Origin of the sequence: Mesorhizobium sp. CA10 (genome assembly GCF_020165285.1) — a bacterium.
GTDB lineage: Bacteria > Pseudomonadota > Alphaproteobacteria > Rhizobiales > Rhizobiaceae > Mesorhizobium.
Genome location: NZ_JAIUHV010000001.1, coordinates 74,592 through 93,137, shown reverse-complemented (window position 1 = coordinate 93,137; position 18,546 = coordinate 74,592). Strand labels below are relative to the sequence as shown.

15 protein-coding genes are annotated in these 18,546 nt (G+C 62.6%); 1 reads left to right on the top strand and 14 read right to left on the bottom strand.

Going from position 1 to position 18,546, the window contains the following annotated elements; translation table 11 throughout:
- The first annotated feature begins 143 nt into the window (after positions 1 to 143).
- Positions 144 to 2,732 carry an EAL domain-containing protein gene (locus LB535_RS00375; RefSeq protein ID WP_224630784.1) on the top strand — a complete coding sequence of 863 codons (2,589 nt, stop codon included), beginning with the start codon at positions 144 to 146 and terminating at the stop codon, positions 2,730 to 2,732.
- Positions 2,733 to 2,899: 167 nt separating this feature from the next.
- Here LB535_RS00375 and LB535_RS00370 read toward each other — a convergent pair whose 3' ends face one another.
- The 14 genes from LB535_RS00370 to LB535_RS00300 form a co-directional block, all read right to left on the bottom strand.
- On the bottom strand, positions 2,900 to 3,649 hold the full coding sequence (locus LB535_RS00370) for a glucose 1-dehydrogenase (protein WP_224630783.1): 750 nt from the start codon (positions 3,647 to 3,649) through the stop codon (positions 2,900 to 2,902).
- 87 nt (positions 3,650 to 3,736) lie between these two features.
- Complete coding sequence (locus tag LB535_RS00365; RefSeq protein ID WP_224523067.1) at positions 3,737 to 4,741, bottom strand: sugar-binding protein; 1,005 nt, start codon at positions 4,739 to 4,741, stop codon at positions 3,737 to 3,739.
- Between the two features lie 51 nt (positions 4,742 to 4,792).
- Positions 4,793 to 5,875, bottom strand: coding sequence for an ABC transporter permease (locus LB535_RS00360; protein WP_224517261.1), 1,083 nt, complete (start codon positions 5,873 to 5,875; stop codon positions 4,793 to 4,795).
- 34 nt (positions 5,876 to 5,909) lie between these two features.
- A complete protein-coding gene (locus LB535_RS00355) occupies positions 5,910 to 6,650 on the bottom strand; it encodes an ATP-binding cassette domain-containing protein (protein ID WP_140839132.1) in 741 nt (246 codons plus the stop codon).
- Between the two features lie 1,038 nt (positions 6,651 to 7,688).
- Positions 7,689 to 8,600, bottom strand: a complete 912-nt coding sequence (locus LB535_RS00345) for an ABC transporter permease (RefSeq protein ID WP_224630782.1) — start codon at positions 8,598 to 8,600, stop codon at positions 7,689 to 7,691.
- Positions 8,597 to 9,697, bottom strand: a complete 1,101-nt coding sequence (locus LB535_RS00340; RefSeq protein ID WP_224630781.1) for an ABC transporter permease — start codon at positions 9,695 to 9,697, stop codon at positions 8,597 to 8,599. The genes LB535_RS00345 and LB535_RS00340 overlap by 4 nt, the downstream gene beginning before the upstream one ends.
- On the bottom strand, positions 9,694 to 11,217 hold the full coding sequence (locus LB535_RS00335; protein WP_224631170.1) for an ABC transporter ATP-binding protein: 1,524 nt from the start codon (positions 11,215 to 11,217) through the stop codon (positions 9,694 to 9,696). Before LB535_RS00335 ends, LB535_RS00340 begins: the two co-directional genes overlap by 4 nt.
- A 2-nt stretch (positions 11,218 to 11,219) precedes the next feature.
- On the bottom strand, positions 11,220 to 12,314 hold the full coding sequence (locus LB535_RS00330; protein ID WP_224631169.1) for a BMP family ABC transporter substrate-binding protein: 1,095 nt from the start codon (positions 12,312 to 12,314) through the stop codon (positions 11,220 to 11,222).
- Between the two features lie 26 nt (positions 12,315 to 12,340).
- Entirely contained in the window at positions 12,341 to 13,720 is a 1,380-nt protein-coding gene (locus LB535_RS00325; RefSeq protein ID WP_224630780.1) for an amidohydrolase, read from the bottom strand.
- Between the two features lies 1 nt (position 13,721).
- Complete coding sequence (locus tag LB535_RS00320; protein WP_224630779.1) at positions 13,722 to 14,381, bottom strand: glutathione S-transferase family protein; 660 nt, start codon at positions 14,379 to 14,381, stop codon at positions 13,722 to 13,724.
- Positions 14,378 to 15,223, bottom strand: coding sequence for an aromatic ring-hydroxylating oxygenase subunit alpha (locus LB535_RS00315; protein WP_224630778.1), 846 nt, complete (start codon positions 15,221 to 15,223; stop codon positions 14,378 to 14,380). The genes LB535_RS00320 and LB535_RS00315 overlap by 4 nt, the downstream gene beginning before the upstream one ends.
- Positions 15,220 to 15,870 (bottom strand): Rieske 2Fe-2S domain-containing protein, encoded by a 651-nt coding sequence (locus tag LB535_RS00310; protein WP_224523004.1) that lies wholly within the window; start codon positions 15,868 to 15,870, stop codon positions 15,220 to 15,222. Before LB535_RS00310 ends, LB535_RS00315 begins: the two co-directional genes overlap by 4 nt.
- A gap of 163 nt (positions 15,871 to 16,033) precedes the next feature.
- Positions 16,034 to 16,267: an acylphosphatase gene (locus LB535_RS00305; protein ID WP_224630777.1), complete on the bottom strand. Its 234-nt coding sequence runs from the start codon at positions 16,265 to 16,267 to the stop codon at positions 16,034 to 16,036.
- An 83-nt stretch (positions 16,268 to 16,350) separates the two neighbouring features.
- Complete coding sequence (locus LB535_RS00300) at positions 16,351 to 18,453, bottom strand: N,N-dimethylformamidase beta subunit family domain-containing protein (RefSeq protein WP_224630776.1); 2,103 nt, start codon at positions 18,451 to 18,453, stop codon at positions 16,351 to 16,353.
- Between the last annotated feature and the right edge of the window lie 93 nt (positions 18,454 to 18,546).

Here is an 18,546-nt window from a genome sequence, read left to right as displayed (position 1 = left end):
AGACAACGACGAAGTGCAGATTACGCTGAACGCCATCTTAAGTCAGCCTTAATACATTTCAGCGCGAGATTGGCGAGGCGCTTCCAATCAGTCCCGCTATTGGCGCCTGCGGGCGGGACTGACCTCATCAGGTCAGCGTTAACATGAAACGGTTCAAGGACATAAGTGTCGGCAGCAAGCTCACGCTGGGCTTTGGATTGGCACTGCTTTGCACCGTGACGGTCGGGGTATTTGGGGTCGCACAGCTGCGGTCGCTCAATAAGGTCACGAGCGAGATCACCGGAGTTTGGTTGCCCCAGGTGCAGATCGTCGACGAGATGAAGCGCAACCTTGCGGAGCACCGGCTCTACGCGACGCTGCGCATGCGTGCCGAAAATTCTCAGCAAATCGCTGACATCGACAAGGAGATGGCGAGAGAGAGCGAAGAAATGCTCCAAGATCGGCGCGCCTACCGCAGGAGCGCCGGATCACCTGCCGAGCAGGAGCTGTTCGATCAATTCGTCAACCTCTGGACGGCGTATCAAGACTCCCTGTCGTCGATCATTCCACTTCTCGATACCGCGGAGCGAACGAAGGCAGCTAACGAGTTCGAGGCGGTGTCGCTCCCCACGATTGCGGCGGCGGCTCAGCGGCTGGATGGCCTCTTGGCACTCACCAATCAGCGCAGCAAGGCTGCCGCAGCCATCGCGGACCGCACCTACACCATCGCGCAGCGGCTCGTTTGGGCCGCGATCGCCTTTGCTGCCGTGTGCCTTGGCGTGCTTGTCGCCTGGATTCGCCATAATGTCAGCAAGCCGATCCTGGCCGTGAGCGAAGCGATGCACCGGTTGACGCGAGGGGAACACCGCTCGACGCTGGTTGCGCTCAGAAAGGATCGGCGCGACGAGGTCGGAATATTGTTCACGGCCTTTGCCGGCTACCGTGCCAGCCTGGAGCGCAGCATCGCCCTGGCTCGTGATGCCGAGTTGGAGCGGCAGAATCTGGCTGCCGCTGCCGCGAACATGCCTGTGGGCCTGTGTATGTTCGATGCCGGCCGACGGCTGGTTTTCTGCAATCAGGCTTATGCCGACTTCTATCGCCTGCCGGAGGCCCTGACCCACCCTGGTTCCCGGTGGGCCGATTTGATGCGTTTCCGGATTGCGGCGGGACTTTATGTAGGCCAGGACCCGGACAGATATCTGGAAGAGCTCTCGGCGACCATCGACCGCGCCGAGCGCGTCGTGAGCCTGGTGGAGCTCAGGGACGGGCGCACCATCGACCTCATTCATCAGCCACTGCCGGGCGGCGGATGGCTTGCCACGCATCACGACGTGACCGACTTGCGGCGCAGCGAGGCTCGCATATCGCACATGGCTCGCCATGATGGGCTTACCGATCTTCCAAACCGGGTATTGTTTCGCGAACGCGCCGAGGACGCCTTGGCCGAGATGGCTCGCAGAGATGGCAAGGTCGCCTTCCTTTGCCTCGATCTCGATCATTTCAAGACTGTCAACGACACGCTAGGGCATCCGGTCGGCGACGCCTTGCTCAAGGAGGTCGCCGCAAGGCTGAAGCAGATCGTGCGCGAGGACGACACTGTTGCCAGACTAGGTGGCGACGAGTTCGTGATCATTCAAAATGGGGTCGATCAGCCGGTCGAGGCCACCGCCCTTGCGCAACGCGTCATTGATGCGCTGAGCGCCCCTTATATCGCCGACGGCCATGGCGTCACCGTCAGCGCCAGCGTCGGCATCTCGATTGCGCCTGACGACGGCACAAACGCCGACCAGTTGCTCAAGAACGGCGACATGGCGCTCTATCGGGCAAAGGCGGAGGGTCGCAGAACATACAGGTTCTTCGAGCCGGACATGGATGCTCGCATGCAGGCGCGGCGGGTTCTCGAACTCGATCTGCGCGACGCGTTGGGACGGCAGCAGTTCGAGATCTACTACCAGCCGCTCCTCAATCTCGAAAGCGGCGAGGTCAGCTGTTTCGAGGCGCTGTTGCGCTGGCATCACCCGACGCGGGGTATCGTTTCGCCGTCCGAGTTCATCCCCTTGGCTGAAGAGATCGGCTTGATTGTTCCGATTGGGGAATGGGTGATCAAGCAAGCCTGTCTCGACGCGGCAAGCTGGCCCGAAGGCATCAGGGTTGCCGTCAACCTGTCGCCGACGCAGTTTCGCAATGCCCGCTTGCTCTCGACGATTGTCGCAGCGTTGGATGCGTCGGGATTGCCCGCGAGCCGTCTCGAGCTTGAAATCACCGAGACCGTGCTGCTGGCCAACACCCAGGCCACTCTCGCGATGCTGCAACAGATCCACTTGCTGGGTGTCCATATCGCGATGGACGACTTCGGGACCGGATATTCAAGTTTGAGCTATCTGCGCTCGTTTCCGTTCGACAAGATCAAGATTGACCAGTCCTTCGTAAAGGACCCCGAGGATATCGACAGCTCCGTCGCCATCATCCGGGCCGTCACCACCCTCGGCAACAGCCTTGGGATGCAGACCACCGCAGAAGGGATAGAGACGGCCGAGCAACTGGAACGGGTGCGAAGAGAGGGCTGCACGGAAGCGCAAGGCTTCCTGTTCAGTCGGCCACTACCGGCTCGGGAGATCCCCGCGATGCTGGAGCGCACACGTGCCGTCGTGGCCGGCGACATCAGCGAGCTTGCGCCCGAAACGACAGGCGAGCAGAAGAAAGAACGGGTCTCCGCCGGCCGGCTTGGCAGGAGTGCGTCTGCCCGGGCTTGACTGAAGTCGGCAAGATGTCCCGCGCAGAGAACAAACCTGCTCGCGGTACTTGCATAGCCAACTCGCTGGCTCACATCGGCGGGTCCTAACGAAGGCGCCGGCGCGGCCGTGAGGTCGAAACCGACGGTGTCATCCGGAATAGGCTCCGACGGGCTGCGGTTCGCAGGTCAGAGGGAAACCGATAGCCCGCCGTCAACCGCCAGCACATGTCCATTGACGTAACCGGCAGCGTTAGAGGCGAGAAACACCACGGCTCCGCCGAGTTCCTCAGGCTTGGCCCAGCGGCCTGCAGGGGTTCGTGCCTCGACCCATTTGGTGAAAGCCTCGTCGTTGATAAGCGCGGTATTGAGCTCGGTGGCGAAATAGCCGGGGGCGATCGCGTTGATTGTTATGCCGTGACGGCCCATCTCGGCGGCGGCGGAGCGCGTCAGCCCATGCAGGCCCGCCTTTGCCGCCACATAGGCGTGAATGGTGGGACGGCCAAGGATCGCCGCAACCGATCCAGTGTTTATGATGCGCCCGAATTTGTTCGGCAGCATCAGACGCACTGCATCACGCATCATGCGAAAGCAGGCCGAAAGATTGACGGCAATCACATGGTCGAAATCCTCGTCCTCCCATTCGACCAAAGGCCTGCGATGCTGGATGCCGGCGTTGTTGATCAGAATATCGAGGCGGCCGCGGCGTTCGACGATCCCTTGGAGCGCCGCCCTTGAGATCGCCGCGTCGGTAACGTCGAACGGCAGGGCTTCGGCCCCGATGCTGTCGGCCGCCGCGGAGAGGGCGTTCGTGCCGCGGGCGTTGACGATTACCGTCGCACCGTTTTCCGCAAGTGCTTTGGCCATGGCGAAACCGAGGCCGCGCGAAGCACCCGTGACCAGTGCGACACGGCCCTTGAGCGAGAACAATTCCGACATTGAAGCCCCTGGAGCGAGATGAGAATGCTTCAGTTTAGCCGCATCTCGCTTCAACGAAAGGGCGGGAGTTTCCTCCCGCCCAAAGCCCTATTTGGCGACGCAGGTATCCGCCGTCTGCGGAGTGCAGACGTCGAGGCCGGTGTAGGTCGGGTCAGCCGGCGGAGCCTTGCCGTCCTTCATATCCTTCAATGCCATCATCGTCTTGTAGCCCATTTCGAACGGCCGCTGGCCGACCTGGCCAAGGGAGAGACCTTCCTTCATCTGATCGATCTGGACGGGAAGCGTGTCGGCGACGACAAGGGCCAGGGCCTTCGAGGCGATCTTGTCCTTGTACGGGGCCACCGCAGCTCGGTTGGCATCTGGGATGAACTGCGGGAAGCCACCGGTTGGGATGAATGCGTCGAGGTTCGGGTTTTTCCCCATTATGTCCTCGAATTGCTGCACCGAAAGCGGGAAATCATCGTTGGTATAGAGCGGACAGCCTTCGATTTCGGTCCAGCCATTCTGGCCCGTCAGCCGATCCCCGGGCGAGGCTGCCGATTTGGTGCCCGAAAGCGTATCGCGAATGCCCTGCATGCGCTCATTGTGGTTGGCCGCCGCTGCGCCGCCCGACTGGATACAGATCGTGCCGCCCTTGGGCTTAATCTGCATGGCAAGCTTGGCAAGGTTCACGCCGATCTCATAATTGTGGGTCCCGATATAGGCGGCGCGAAGATCCTTGTTCTCGGGCAGGAGGTCGGAATCCCAGGTGAGGACCGGGATGCCGGCTTCCTTGGCGGCCTGCAGCGCGACTGCCATCGCCGCGGCATTCGATGGCGACACGGCGATGCCGTCCACCTTCTTGGCAACGAGGTCCTGCACGATCTGTACCTGCTCGTCGCCGCCGCCATGCTCTCCGGGGCCAATATACATGCACTCCAGGGCCCCATTCGATTCGGCTTCGGCTTTCTTGCAGCCGTCGCGTGCCTGGTCGAAGAAAGGATTGTTCATGTTCTTCGGCACCAGGGCGAAGGTGTATTTCGCCTGGGCGCCGGAAACGGCGAGCACCATTGCGCCAAGCGCCACGGCCGCCGTCAACAGATGTTTTCTCATGGGACGTTCTCCTCCTTGGTGTGATCCCGCAGGCCTCCCGCCGGCGGGTTTCTAACGGCTTCGTTTGGGCATCAAGGCTGCCAGCGACGCTGCGAGCATCGATCTGCCGCCGGTTTGCATGCCCAAAAGAACCGCAAGAACGATGAAGGCGCCCACGAAGGCACCCTGCCAATTTGAATCGATGCCGGCCATCAGCAGTGCATTCCTGATCACCTCGAGGAAGGCCGAACCGATTATCGCGCCGAACGCCGTGCCGGCGCCGCCCATGAGGCTGGCTCCGCCGATGACTGTCGCGGCGATCACGCGCAGCTCATAACCTTGGCCCATGGCGTTGATGGCCGAGCCGTTGTAACCAAGCAGCAGCAGCGAGGCGAGCGAGGCGGTGAAAGCCGAGAAGACATAGGCCTGGAATTTGATCCAGTCGACCGGCACGCCGGTAAGCCGGGCGGCCTCCTCGTTACCCCCGATGGCGAAGAGATGTCGGGCCCAGGCGGTGAAATTGAACACGAAGCCGACGATCAGGGCCAGAATCACCATAGTCCAAAACTGCGATGACAGTCCCGGTATCCAGTGGGGTGCCCAGTCCTGCGGCCCATGCAGCGGCCATCTCGCCTGACCGATCGCCTTCACGATCGGAGCATCGGGCCCGAACTGGTAGAGCATCTGGTTGGCCGAGAACACGACCGCCAGCGAACGCGCCACGGACAGCATCCCGAGGGTGACCACGAAGGACGGCATTCCGACATAAGCAACAAAGAACCCGTTGACCGCGCCGCAGGCCAGACCGGAGAAAAGGCCGATGGCGAAGGCGACGTACCAAGGATAGTGCCAGGTCAGGAACAGGCCGGCGACGATGGCCACCAGGCCCATGATCGAGCCGACCGACAGATCGATGCCACCGGTGATGATCACCACCGTCATGCCGAGCGCCATGAGGCCGAAAGGTGCGAAGTTGCGCGTGACGTTGGCGACGTTTTCGGAGGTGCCGAAGCTCGGCTCGATGGCTGTCATCAACATGACGAGAGCAATGAGCGCGATTGTCACCCAGAATGGCTGACTTGAAACCACACGCTGCAGTGCCGTCTTCTCCTTGGTCGGGATGAAGTCCGCCATGGCCGGGCGGCTGGTTTCCACGAGCGACTCCCTGACGCTAACCGACTGCCGAGCACTATTCGCCACGGATGGCCCCCGTTATTAGTCCGGTGATTTCCTCGGGCGAGGTGTTGTCGACCTGCTTGTCGGCAACCTTCGAACCTCGCCTCAGCACGATGATACGATCTGCGACGGCGAAAACGTCAGGCATGCGGTGGCTGATCAACATGACCCCGACCCCTTGCGCCTTGAGGCGTCGGATCAGTTCGAGCACTTCCGCCACCTGGCGTACGGAGATTGCGGCGGTCGGCTCGTCCATCAACACCAGCTTGGCGTTCGAAAGCCGGGTTCGTGCGATGGCTACCGCTTGGCGCTGCCCACCCGACATCTTCCTGACCAGGTCGCGCGGTCGGGTTTCCGATTTGAGTTCTTCGAACAGCGCTGCCGAGCGGTCGATCATCGCCTGCTTATTGAGCACCCTGATCGGCCAGAAGCCCTTCTTGATCTCACGGCCAAGAAAGACGTTCTGCGCGGCCGTTAGATTGTCGGCGAGCGCCAGGTCCTGATAGACGACTTCGATTCCTTTGGCACGCGCCTGGACGGGTTTGTGGAATTGACAAACCTCGCCGTCCACTACGATTTCGCCGTCGTTCGGCGGGAAGTTCCCGGCCACTGTCTTGACTATCGTCGACTTGCCGGCGCCGTTGTCCCCCATGAGACCCACGACTTCGCCCCGCTCTACCTGGAAGCTGACGTCGGTCAGGGCCTGGATGGCTCCAAAGTTCTTGGAAACATGGCGAACTTCAAGCACCGGCATCGCGGTCCTCCCCGGACAACATTGCCAACCTTGTCCCGGACTTATGCAAGACAGCTAATCAGCGAAACGCATTCAACACAATCATTATTAGATCAGGATTTTGGGGGCGTTGGAGCAAGGGTGCGACTTGCCGCGCAATAGGATCTTTGATGCCGCCGGCTCGACTCTGCTTTGTCCGCAACGAACGGACTCCCGAGCGTGCACAGACCAGCATGCGGTTGAGAACAGCGCAACCGGTGGCAAGCTCGATCTTTTGGGCGGCAAAGGAGCGGGCCTGTCGACGTCGGACGATGTGTCCTTGTAGCGCCCGATGGCCGTTTTCGATCAAGGCTACTTTCCGTACCTTGTGGCAGCCTGCCAAGGAGATGGCGCAGGACTGCCGTGAGCATGCAACGTCCGTGATTTTCTCGCGGCACCACGGTCAATGAAGGTCGGTCCGTCTTCTGAGATCGAGGGACGGAGCGTCGTTGAATGGATCGCATAGGGGGAAAATTGGCTTGAGCGCGCCGATCCACGGTCAACGGCGTCGATGGCAATTCAGGCAGATCGCCGCCATCACCGATTGGACCACCAAAATTGATTAAAAGGGGTGCGCAACCCATCAGAAGGGATGCGGGCACTCATAGTGCGAGGTTCCACGATCTTCGCAGAGATTAACGGACAGCTCGCTGACTTTTCAGCGCGCTCGCATCCGTTATGATCAACCATGCGTTCGTTGTGTGGGGAAAGACAGAGACTGCGAAAACTAGTCCATATCCTGGTCCTTAGGTTCGCCGGACCATACGAGCTCATATGAAGGATACGGGTTGGCTAACCATCCGCTAAACCCTTGATTTTCTTCGAAACTCTCACACCCTCCGGCCCACCATTATCGTTATTTATTAGTTTTTTATGGGGTAGTTCACCAATGCCTGGGACGGGATCAGCTCAGCATTTTAAGGCATGGACTTGAGGTTTGCGTGCAGCCCTTCATGCGCCAGGGGTATGGTGCGACCTGAGCTCAGATGTCGGGTTATAGCGCCCGGGCGGCGAGGGGCACTATGGTTCGAAAGGCTCTCCCAGCGAAGCCACGCCGTTGAGCTTGAGCAGACGCCGGTTCGAAGAAATGATGCCCAGCACGACGATTGTCACGAGATAAGGTAGGCTCGATAGAAGTTGCGAGGAAACGTCGAGCCCAGTTGTCTGGGCCGCGAGGCTTGCGAGGGACACGGCGCCGAAGAGGCAAGCACCAAGGAAGATACGGCTGGCAAGCCAAGTGCCGAAGACGACGAGCGCGATCGCTATCCAGCCGCGCCCGGCGATCATGCCATCGGCCCAGAGCGGAGTGTAGACCACGGCCGCGTAGGCACCGGCAAAACCCGCCAACGCGCCGCCGAAAGCGACCGCGGCGAAGCGCACGGCGATTACCGGATAGCCGAGCGCACGGGCCGCCTTGGGATTCTCGCCGACGGCGCGGATGACGAGGCCGGTCTTGGTGTAGGCGAACACCGCCCAAATGGCGACGGTCGCAGCGAGCGAAAGCCACACGACAATGTCTTGGCTGAACAGGCGGCCGATGACCGGGATATCTGAAAGCCAGGGCAATGAGAGCTTCGGAAGCCCTTTGACCGTGAGGCTCTCAAAACTCTTGCCGAACAGCGCCGACAGGCCCTGGCCGAGGATGCCTATGGCAAGGCCCGTCGCAACCTGGTTCGCCCGGAATCCCAGCGCCACGACCGCAAAGACAAGGGAAAGAGCGGCGCTGGCGAGACCAGCGGCGAGGAAACCCAGGAGATGCCCGCCGCCTTGATAGACGATGATGAAGGCGATGACTGCGCCGAGGGCCATCAGGCCCTCCACACCGAGATTGAGGACCCCGGCGCGCTCTGCCACCAGTTCGCCGAGCGCCGCCAGAAGGAACGGCGTAGCCGCCGCCAACATCCCGGCGATGATGAACTCCACGGCGTTCATGGCGTGCTTGCGTGGGCGGCATGGCGCCATTCGAGCCGATAGCGGACGAAGGCGATAGCGACAAGATAGGCAAGCAGCAGGCTGCCCTGGAAGACCCTGACCGCAGCGACCGGCAGATTTGCCGAGACCATGGCGTTATCGCCACCGATATAGAGGGCCGCCATGAGCAACGCGGAAAGGACGATACCGACCGGGTGAAGGCCTCCGAGATAGGCGACGATGATGGCGGCATAGCCGTAGCCGGTCGAGATGGAGCGCTGCAACTGTCCGAGCGGCCCGGCGACCTCGGCCGCTCCGGCGAGGCCTGCCGCGAAGCCACCGACGAGGAGCGAAAGCCAGATCGCGCGTCCTTCGTTGAAGCCAGCGTATCCGGCGGCGCGCGGCGCGAGGCCGCCGACCTGCAGCTTGTACCCTGCGAAACTCCTCTGCATGAACACCCAGGCGCCGAGGGAGAAGGCGCAGGCGACAAGCAGCGAGACGTTGACGCGGGTGCCGGGGATCAGGATCGGCACCATCGCGTCGTACTGGAACATCACCGATTGCGGGAAGTTGAAGCCATTCGGATCCTTCCAGGGGCCGAGAAGCAGATAATTGAGCAATTGCGCGGCAACGAGCGCCAGCATGAGCGACACGAGAATCTCGTTTGCGTTGAGCTTCACGCGCCAGAAGGCCGTTAGCGACGCCCACAGCGCGCCGCCCAGCGCGCCGATGAACAGCATGGATGGCCAGATCCACTGGCCCGTTGCCTGCGGGAACCAGACGGGAATGGCGGATGCGAAGATCGCGCCGAGGATGAACTGGCCCTCGGCGCCGATGTTGAAGACCTTCGCGCGAAAGCCGATCGCAAGCGCCTGCGCGATCAGCAGGAGCGGCCCCGTCTTCAGCAGAACTTCCGAGAACGAGGCCCAGGACAGGAAAGGCTCCAGGAGCATCGCGTGGAAAATAGCGACCGGATCGCGGCCCATCAGGAGGTAGAGGCCGAGATTAAGCAGCGTCGCCAGGGCGAGCGCCATGGGCGGGGCGACCAGCTTCACGGTAAGCGAGGCATGCTCCCGGCGAACCAGAACCGGAAGGAACGGCCTGGAAAGAGCGCTCATGCCGGGACCTTCGTGGCCATTGATTGCGCGCCGATCATGTAGCGGCCGATCTCCTCGGGTCTGGTGTCGCGCGTCACCAGCGGCGGGATCAGCCGGCCCTGATGGATCACCTGGATCGAATCGCAGAGTTCGAACAGTTCCTCCAGCTCCTCCGAGATGACGAGGATGCCCATGCCCTCGTTGCGCAGCGCGACAAGGCGCCGGCGGATGGCGGAGGCCGCGCCGATGTCCACGCCCCAGGTGGGTTGCGCCACGAACAGCAATTTCGGGGACAGCATGATCTCGCGGCCGACGATGAACTTTTGCAGATTGCCCCCCGAAAGCGCGCCGGCCTCCGCTTCGGAACCGGGCGTGCGCACGTCGTATTGCCGGATGCAGTCCTCGGTGAAAGCCTTCGCCCGGGCTGTGTCGACAAGGCCGCGTTTCAGCAGGCCGAACGGATGGGCGGTCAGAAGGCTGTTGAGGACGAGCGACATTTCCGGCACCGCGCCGCGGCCGAGCCGTTCCTCCGGAACGAAAGCGAAGCCCAGTCGGCGGCGGGCGGCCGTATCGAGCGCGCCGACATCCTTTCCCATCATGTAGATGCAATCGGACTTTTGGCGCGGCAGCACCGTTTCGCCCGAGATCAGCGCCGCGAGTTCGCTCTGCCCGTTGCCCGATATGCCCGCTATGCCGAGGATCTCACCGGCACGCACCGTCAGATTGACGTCGCAAAGCGGCACGGCGAAGGGATCATCGGGCTGATGGTCCAGGCCCACGATTTCGAGGCGCTTTTCGCCGCCGGAATGCGCCAACGCCGGCATGGGCTGCGGCATGTCGCGGCCGATCATCATGCGGGCGAGGTCGTGCGCGTCATGGTCGCGCGGGTCCACGTGGCCGGTGACGCGCCCGCCGCGCAGGATGGTCGCTCGATCGCAGACCGCCCGGATCTCCTCCAGCTTGTGCGAGATGAACAGGATCGAAACGCCGCCGTCGCGCAGCCGCCGCAAAGTCTCGAACAGCTTGTCCACCGATTGCGGCGGCAGGACGGAGGTCGGTTCGTCGAGGATCAGAAGCTGGGGTTCGGTCATCAGGCAGCGAATGATCTCCACCCGCTGCCGTTCTCCCACCGAGAGCGCGTGCACATGGGCAAGCGGATCGACCTCGAGTCCGAAGTCGCGGCCGAGCGCACGGATGTGTTCCGCGAGATCCGATTTGCCCTTGGGCACGACCAGGCGGATGTTCTCCATCACCGTCAGTGTTTCGAACAAGGAGAAATGCTGGAAGACCATGCCGATCCCCTTGCGCCTCGCATCCGCGGGGGAAGCGAGGGCCAGGGGGTCTCCTTTCCAGGTCGCCATTCCGGCGTCCGGCTGCTCGACGCCGTAGATCAGCTTCATCAGCGTCGACTTGCCCGCTCCATTTTCCCCGAGGATCGCATGGATCGAGCGTGGAGCCACATCCAGATCGATGTCTCGATTGGCATGAATCTGGCCGTAGCTCTTGGAGATGCCGCGCAGCGACAGGAGCGGGACGGTCACGGTCACTTGGGCAGCGGCGTGGTGACGCCTTTGACGTGCCAGTCCATGGCAACGATCTCGGCCTCGGTCATCGTCTTGCCGGCGGGCACGCCCTCGCTGCCGTCGGCCTTGACGATCGGACCGGTAAAGGGCGAGAAGCTGCCGTCGGCGATCTTGGCTTCAACGTCCTTGATCCTGGCCATCATGTCGGCCGGGATTCCCGGGTTCCAGTCAACGACCTCGACCACCTTGTCGCCCACACCCAGGAAAGCGTTTGCGCCCTTGAAGGTGCCGGCGATGTGGGCGTCGACCGAGGCCTTGAAGAAGGGCGACCAGTCGGTCGCCACGCAGCCGAGATAGGTTTTGGGCGCGTATTTCTTCATCGACGAGTTGAGGTTGAAGGCGGGGACGCCGGCCTCTTCGCAGGCCGAGACGACGGAGGGCGTGTCCTGCGCGTTGGAGAAGATCACGTCGCATTTCTGCGCTAGCAGCGCCTTGGCGGCCTCCTGCTCCTTGGCCGGATCGAACCAGGAGTTCACCCATACGACCGAAACCTCGACATCAGGCTTCACCGCCTGCGCTCCCAGCGTGAAAGCGTTGATGGAGGTGATCAGCTCGGGAATGGCGAAGGCAGAGACCGAGCCGAGCTTGCCAGTCTTCGAAAGCGCGGCTGCCGCCATGCCCATAAGGTAGGTACCCTGGGAATATTGGGCCGCGAAGGGCGAGAAGTTCGGCGCCACCTGGAAACCGGAAGCGTGCAGCACGGTTACGTCGGGATTGCGGCGCGCGATCTGCAGGGCGCCGTTCTGATAGCCGAAGGAGCCGGCGACCAGGAACTTGTTCCCGTCGGCGACCGCCTTGTTCATGATTCGATCGGCATCGGGTCCTTCCTGTATGTTCTCGATGATGGTCACCTTCACCTTGTCGCCGTAGGCTGCCTTCACAGGCTCAAGCCCGTCGGCGAGCGCACGGCCCCAGCCGACATCGCCGACCGGCGACGGGACCACGAGCACGATGCCCAGAGGTTCGTCGGCGGCAAGCGCGCGGCCGCCCATTGCCACGACGAGCCCAGAGGCGGCCGCGCCTTTCATCAATGTTCTGCGGGTAAGATTTGTCAGCATGTCGGTTCCCCTTGTTTTGGTTTCTAAAATTCTACCGTCGCAAGCGCCGCCTCGGCTTGCGCGAACAGCCTGGCCTCGTCGAGCCCCGGGAATTCGCCTTTGGCCCAGACGATGCGGCCGTTGATCATGGTCATGTCGGTCGGCGCGCCGATGCCCACCTTGGCCAGCAGGCTCAGCGGATCGTGCCGTGTGCCGACATAGTCCATGCGCCGCGTGTCGATGGCGAAAAGGTCGGCGGCCATGCGGGGCGCCAGCCTGCCGATGTCGCCGCGTCCGAGCAATGCCGCGCCTCCGGTCGTCGCATAACCGAGAAAATCGGCCGGCGGCGGCACCGGATGGTCGCGCGTCGACGCCGACAGGCACTGCAGCATGTAGGCGGAATGGATGCAGTGCATCAGGTTGGAATTGTCGTTTGAGGCGGCCCCGTCGCAGCCCAGACCCACACGGAGGCCGAAGGCCGACATCGCCGGAATGTCGGTGATTTCGGCGCCGACGAGATAGACCGGTTCCGGGCAGTGGGCGACGCCGGTGCCGCTCGCGGCCATCTTGCGCAGCTCGTCGTGGGTCAGTTCCCAGCAATGGGCATAGAAGGTATCCGGCCCGCAGAAGCCGATGTCCGCGCAATAGTCCACCGTGCGCATGCCGTGACGGGCCTCGATTACCGGGCTTTCGCCCTCGCCGACATGGGTATGCATGCGCACCCCACGGTCGCGCGCCAGCGCCACCGATTCCACGAAGGTGTCGCGATAGCAGTTGACTGGCTGGCAAGGCGCGACGACGACCTGCCGCATGCCGAAGGGACCGGCATCATGGTAGGCGTCGATCAGCCGGGCGCAGTCGGCGATGAATTCGTCGGTCGTTTCCAGCATGGCGTCGGGGATGGTCGAGCCTTCCGATTTGGGCAGCGTGTTGCCGCCACGTCCGGCATGGAAGCGCATGCCGAGCAGTTCGGCTGCTTGGAACTGCCGGTCGATCAGCCGCTTGCCCGCCTGCCGCGGAAAGCAATACTGATGGTCGAATGCCGTCGTGCAGCCGTGCTTTATCAGCTCGGCCATCGCCGTGACCGATGCATGGTAGAAGCATTCCTCAGTCAGCCGCGAGAAAATGGGATAGATGCGGTCGAGCCATTCGATGACCGACAGCTTCGTCCAGTCCAGATCGGCGCGGTTGCGCACGAAGCATTGAAAGAAGTGGTGGTGGGTGTTGACGAGGCCGGGATAGACGAACCAGCCAGCGGCGTCCTGCGTGATTGTTCCAACGGGCAGCTCTGCCTTGTCCAGGCCTGCGCCGATGGCCCGTATTGCCGGGCCGTCGGTCAAGACATCGACATTGCGTCGGATGTCCGGACCGTTGCCCTCGTCCACGATGGCCGCAGCGCAGCCCTTCAGCAAATAGCCCGCCACGTCAGGCCTCGCCGACTTCGAGGACGGGCGCGGGTGTCAGTTCGTGCAGCCGGTGGATGCCCGGCATCTCGATGAAACCCTCGAGACTGCGGACCGCCCGCGACCAGAGCCGGATTGCGGGATAGGGGTCGAGCGAAACGCCGCCGTCGGGCGCCAGCGCAACATAGGGAAAGCAGGCAATGTCGGCGATCGTCGGTCGATCCGACGCGAGGAAGCGCTGGCCGCGGATATGCTGTTCGACGAGGCCGGCTTCCAGCTCCCGCAGGGCCGCTATTGCCTGCTCCCGAAGGGCGGCGATATTGCCCGGACGCAGCAGCATCTCGTGCAAGCGCGCCGCCCCAAGGCTCGCGGTCAGCCGGTGCGAGAAGGAGAGCCATTGTTGGACGCGCGCCGCCCGCCCGGCCGTATCATTGCCCAGCCATTGGGGTGCCGCCTTCGCGGCGAGATAGACCAGCATGGCCGAGGATTCGGTCAGTACGAGGTCGCCATCCTCCAAGATCGGGATCGAACCGGCCGGATTGAGCGCCATGAGCTCAGGACCGCGATGCTCGCGACCGGGATGGAAGTCCACAGGACGGATGTCGAGCGTCACCCCGATCAGCGCAGCCATGAGGCGCACCTTGTAGCAGCTCGGCGACAGCACGTAGTCGTAGAGCTTCATTGCGCCACCAGTTGCGCGCCGTAGGTGTAGCCGTGGCGTTTCAGCCAGCGCCGGTAGGCAACCGAGGTAAGGTCGGCGCGCGTGGGAATCTCCATGCCGGGATCGAGCGGGAGCAGCGTCGGAATTTGGTTTTCGAGGATCGATCGGTCCTGAACGAAGATCGTCTGCTGGAAATGGATCAGGTCGGCCATCGGTGTTTCGTCATCGAACAGCGCCATCCATGGCCAGACGTCGCATACGTCTTCGGCAAGTGGCTGCACGAAAAGTGTGATGACGTCCCATTCCGCCGGGCGAGGCGGGCAGGTCTTGTAGAGCACCGAGCAGGTCGGCGCGGGCACGCGGTACATGTATTCCGTGGTGATGCCACCTTCCGCCGACTTGGCGGCCTGCGGCTGGTAGAACTTCACCTGAGTGGCCCAAACCTCGTCTTCGTCCTCTCGGATCTCGACCTTGTAGTTCTGCACCTCCGTATGCGGCTCGGCCCCCAGTATGTCGGTATGCACGAAAGGAAAATGCGCGATGTCCAGGAAGTTCTCCACCGCACGCAATGGCGAGCAGCGCACGCGCACCACCCCGACATCGACGAGCCGGCGGCCCGGCTGATCGGCCTCGGGGATCGCAAACAGCGGCTTTTGTGGATTGCCGAGCGATGACCAGACATGGCCATAGCGGATGCAGGCCGGCAGGTCACGTCCGTTGCCGCCCGTGACCTTCGCGTTTCCATCTTCGCCGCGCCTCACCGCAATCGGCTCGCCCATCAGGGCCGTCCTGCACCCATGCGCATCGAGCTGGCTCGCAAGGCCGACAGGGTACCATCCGTCGATCATCGTGTTGCGGGTCATCGGGCGATCCCGGCGCGTGCAATATCCTCGGCCGCCCGCCGCAGCGCCTCGGCGGCCCTCGACGCGGCGATGCGCTCGTCCGGATTGCTGTCCTCGTCCACCAAAACATGCATCAGCGTGCGCGCCTGTCCATCGGGAGCAAGCAGCAGCCGGACGGTCCGGTCATCATAGGTGTAGTCGAGCAGGTCTCCAGCGGCCGTCGTGCCCGCGGCCGCCTCCAGCGCCACGATGCCCGCTTCCACCACCATGGAGCGGAGCGGCGCAAGGCCCTCGAACCGCGGCGGCCCGGCGGCGGGTTCGCCAACCGAAATCCATATGATGCCGCCGCCATCCTCGACGTGCTGCGTCGCGACCCGAATCGTGTCCGGCGGCGTCAATGCCGGATGGGCCGGAATGCGCTGGCAGTTTCCCGCCTTGGCGTAGCTCCAGCCATGATAGATGCAGGCCAGGGTCTCACCGCGTACGAAGCCGTGGGAAAGGCGCATGCCACGATGGGGGCATCTGTCGGCGAAGGCCGCCGCACGGCCGGAGCGGGTTCGCCAAAGGGCAACCGGTCCGGCCGGGGATTGCGCCGGCATTACGGTTCCCGCCGGCAAGTCCGCGGAGAGGGCAACAGGCATCCATGAGCCGGTGGGATAAGACGGCATGCATCAACTTTCAAAACGGCACCAGCATCTTCCCGAGCGAAGGTTCGCGGTCAAGGATATGCTAATACGCCGGGTTACGTTTGCACAACATTTCCTCACTGGCAATAATGCCTAAAAAAGGTGCATGACACCTCGGCAGGGAGAGGGCCCCAGGCCCAGAAACCTAGCCCGATTCGCTCTCGATCGGTGCCCGGCGGATGGTCTCGACCCAGACATCGATTGGTCCAAGAGAGCACCCCATCTCCATCATGTCGATGAGTTCGACCGGACCGGCAATGTCGAGTTCAATGCGGTCGGGACCGGCAATGCATATCGCATGCGCGAGCCCGAGCTTGGCGGCATGACGCTCGATCCACGGAAGAAAGGATGCCACCTCGACATCGCCGAGGATCGTCATGCGTTCCCGCCAGGAACAGCGATTTTGCTCGTTCATAGAAAACCTCGGCAATGAAGCTGATATTCTATCTATCTACATCGTGCTCAATCGCTGAAGCATCTGTTTTTGAGAGCGTCGTCAGGCCAGACCGTCGGAGTTGGCCTCCTGCTTTGCAATGCCGAGAGACGGTTGAGCAGGTTCAGGGTGATCCTCCCCACGTCGTTCATTGCTTTGCCGGCAGGCAGCGCGCCGCACCAGGCGACCGAACTTGCTGAAAAGATCAGGCCGCCCGCAGCAAGATTTCGTAACGTCATTTCGGCGCAGCGACGCCCGACGCGCTCTTCGTCCCCGCCCGCGTACCAGCGCGAGGGATCCTGGAAGAAGCCGGCCGGAAAGTCCGTCGCGCGGGCGATCACGACGGTGTCGGCCGACGTGCCCAGGGCCGGGTTCGTCGCATCCACCTCGTAACCCGCGGCGGCACCCAATACGATGCCTTCCGAACCGAAGGTTTCGTCCTCGATGCCTTCAAACAACCATGAGCATTCCGGCGCGTGGCTTTCGGGCGTTCGCGTGAACGGGCGCGCGCCGTCGAAACCCATCAGCGAAATCGCGCCGCCGACCAGTGAAAACTCGCCGCGGCCCCGGGAGCGAAGGTGGCCGCCAGGCTCGTTGGTTATCGACAGATATTGTTCGCTGACCGGACCATCCCAAGTGCGGCCAGGTTCCAGGGGCGAGCGGCGCAATTCCATCAGGTCGTCCTTGAAGGCGACCGTTCCGGCAAAGCCGTTTCCGCCGAGATAGGCGATGCTGCCGCCCTCGGCCGCGAATTGCCGCAGTGCCCCTTCCATCTCGGTCGACATGTATTCCGGATGGCTTCCGGTCACGACGGCCCGATGCCCGCGGAGAACCTCGATCCCCTGCCGATGCAGATCGTGATCGGTGACGATGTCGAGCGCTACGCCGTTCTCGTTGCAGAATCTGAGGAAGTGCAGATCGACCGGCAAGTTGTGAGGGCAGCCGCATAGCGGGTAGTTGTAGTCGTCCCGCAATGTCACTTTGGGTTTGCGATAGGAGCAGATCGACACGCCGCTGAGATCGGAGTGATAGTCGTAGAGCGACTTGAGGCTGTTTGCGATGGCAAAGCGGTGTCCGCGATCGTCGCACTTCCATTCATAGAGATGGTCGGGGAGATACTCGTCCGCGTAAGCGAGATAGGTCGCGGTCGGCAGCAGATAAAGCAGCGGTGAGGAGGCACGCGCGGTGGTGACGAAAAACACGATGCGCTCGTAGCCGCCGTCCCATTCCACCTGGAAAGCGTATACGCCCGGCTTCGCATTCTCGGGCACCGCGGCGCGGTGGGAAGCAGGCCAATCGAGCGGTCCCATGTCATCGTCATGGCAATGGACGGCATCGTAGTGCGAAGGCACGAGCCGGGGGTCGAAGCTCGATCCGTCCCAGCGCGCCGATGTCACGCAGAATGTAGGCTGATTTATCACATCGAGCGCCAGCGGAACCGGTCCGCCTGACGACAGGATCGGTCCCGTCGGCAGCAGAGTCGGGAAATTCCAGGCGATTGGCCCCTGAGAAGTCTCCAGCCGAATAGCTGCAAATCTCGCATTGAGAGTCAGCTCGCTTCGAGAGCCGCTCGCGCCGAAGAGGATGTCGCGCCCTTGTGGATGCCATTCGGCGTCGTGCAGGCGCCGCTTGAATTCGTAAGGGGCGAGGAGGTCGTGAGATTTCAGCTTGAAGAACGGCTCGTCCTCATGCAGGCCGAGCTCGACGGTCAGCCAAACCCCTTGCGGAACCGGCGCAGACAACAGACGATCATTCCGCATCTCCAAGGCGATCGCCCCATCGCGAAGGCTCAGCAGAAAGGACCCCACTTCCAGGATCGTGCGCGGCCCCGTATTGCGGGTGAGAAACAGCTCAAAGCGGATGCCCTTGACGGCAGGCGCTTTTGCAAGCTCCTCGGCACGCAGGCGAAGGTACGATCCATGATCGAAGCTGCGATGGGCGTCCGGCTCGGATGTCGCCTCGATCGGCCAATTCACAAAATCCGCGGCTTGCGTGTCCAGCCGGCATATCCGCACGCTCTCCACCGGCCGGCTGCAGGAGAGGCCAAGTTCCACCCGCTGGCCGGGCCTTACGCTCCAGGGCGTAGCATAACCGGCAGCGCTCATCGCTCCATGGTCAACCAAGCGGCGCATCGATCGTGCCTCTCAAATCCATGAATGACGGCGCGACTTCGCGGTCTTGGTTCCAGATCGACCGGTTGTCGCGCATGCCCTCAACCACTACCG